Origin of the sequence: Mesorhizobium sp. M7A.F.Ca.CA.004.12.1.1 (genome assembly GCF_003997835.1) — a bacterium.
GTDB lineage: Bacteria > Pseudomonadota > Alphaproteobacteria > Rhizobiales > Rhizobiaceae > Mesorhizobium.
This window is the reverse complement of sequence record NZ_RZRK01001046.1, coordinates 1-1,771: the sequence shown is the minus strand read 5'-3', so window position 1 is coordinate 1,771 and position 1,771 is coordinate 1. Positions and strand designations below refer to the sequence as shown.

The window sequence follows — 1,771 nt, the reverse complement described above, 5'->3', positions numbered from 1 at the left end:
GGTGCGGGAATGGTCGTTCGAGACCTTCACCTGGGCGGCGGCTCTTGCCATGGCCACCGAACAGATCGGGCTGTTCATGACCGTGCATGTGCCGCTGGTGCATCCGCTCTATGCCGCCAAGGCGCTGGCGACGGTCGACCATATCAGCCAGGGCCGCGCGGGCTTGAACATCGTCTGCGGCTGGAACCCGAAGGAATTCGGCATGTTTGGCACGCCTTTGGTCGAGAAGGGCTACGATCAGGCGGCCGAATGGATCGAAATCCTGGAAAAGCTTTATGCCTCGGCCGAGCCGCTCGACTATGAGGGCACCTATTACCGCCTCAAGGAAGCCGTCAGCCGGCCGGCCAGTCTGCAGGTTCCGCGCCCGGTGACCATGAACGCCGCCTTCGGTGGGCCGGGCCGCGATTTCGCCGCTGCCCGGTGCGACTATCTGTTCACGACCTTTTCCGAAATGGGCGATGCCGGCAAGCATGTCGCCGATATCCGCGAACGGGCCGACAAGGCAGGCCGCGACGTAGGCGTCTACACGGTTGCGCATGTCGTCTGCCGCCCGACGATGGAAGAGGCGCAGGCCTATTATAACAGCTATGCGGTCGATATGGCCGACCACGATGCGGTCGATGCTCACATGGCCGGCAAGAAGGAATTCTCGCAGTCGCACGACCCGCACGCCTATGACCGCTACCGGCAACGCTTCGCCGGCGGCGCCGGCACCTACCCGCTGATCGGAACGCCGGAAACGATCGCTGCCGACATGGCCGCCATTGCCGGGCATGGCTATCAGGGCATCGCGCTGTCCTTCGTCAACTACACCAGGGAGTTGCCCTATTTCTGCGATCACGTGCTGCCGATTTTGCGGAAGGCGGGACTGCGCGAATAGTAGCTTTGCTCCGGGAAGCGGCTGCCTGTTGGCGGTCAGGGATTTCATCATCAGTTTAGGTAGAGCATTCGGAATTTGCCGAAGCCTCCCCAACTTCGTCATCCTCGGGTCTGCGCCGCGTCGCTTCGCTCCTTGCTCCGCCCGTGGATGACGAAGCGAGGGGCGTTTACTCCGGACGAACGAACTCCCTATTCCGGGATGACGGCGATCGCCTGGATCTCCACCTTGGCGCGATCCTCGACCAGCGCCATCACCTGCATGGCGGCCATCGCCGGAAAATGCCGGCCGATCACCTCGCGATAGGCCTCGCCGATGCCCCTGAGGTTGGCGAGGTATTCGGCCTTGTCGGTGAAATACCAGGTCATCGAGGTGATGTGCTGCGGCCCGGCACCGGCTTCCGCCAGCACCGCGACGATGTTCTGAAGCGTTTGCCGCACCTGGCCGACAAAATCGTCGGTCTCGAACTGGCATTGCCCGTTCCAGCCGACCTGTCCGCCGACGAAGACGAACTGTCCGCGTGCCGCGACGCCATTGGCGTAGCCGACAGGTTTTGCCCAGCCTTCGGGCTGCAGAATCCTGTGCATTCAAAACCTCCCGGTATTCCAAAACCCAATTTTCAAAATCGAAAGCTCGTCAAAATCTCTGCCGTCAGGCAGCGCCCATCACTTGCCGCGCAATCACCACTTTCTGAACGTCGGAGGCACCCTCATAGATGCGCAGAGCGCGGATCTCGCGATACAGGCTTTCAATGATGTGGCCCCTGCGGACACCGTCGCCGCCATGCAGCTGCACAGCCTTGTCGATCACCTCTTGCGCCTTGTCGGTGGCAAACAGCTTGGCCATCGCCGCCTCGCGTGTGACCCGCGCGGCGCCCATGTCCTTGGTCCAGGC

3 protein-coding genes are annotated in these 1,771 nt (G+C 62.3%); 1 reads left to right on the top strand and 2 read right to left on the bottom strand.

Annotated elements, in window-relative coordinates; genetic code table 11:
* A partial coding sequence (locus EN984_RS33405) for an LLM class flavin-dependent oxidoreductase (protein ID WP_127384297.1) occupies nt 1-880 on the top strand: 880 nt, incomplete at its 5' end.
* Between the two features lie 188 nt (nt 881-1,068).
* Here the strand turns inward: EN984_RS33405 and EN984_RS33400 are convergent.
* Both EN984_RS33400 and EN984_RS33395 read right to left on the bottom strand, forming a co-directional pair.
* Nucleotides 1,069-1,464 (bottom strand): RidA family protein, encoded by a 396-nt coding sequence (locus EN984_RS33400; RefSeq protein WP_127268311.1) that lies wholly within the window; start codon nt 1,462-1,464, stop codon nt 1,069-1,071.
* Between the two features lie 64 nt (nt 1,465-1,528).
* On the bottom strand, nt 1,529-1,771 hold a 243-nt coding region (locus tag EN984_RS33395), incomplete at its 5' end, for an acyl-CoA dehydrogenase family protein (RefSeq protein WP_281057371.1).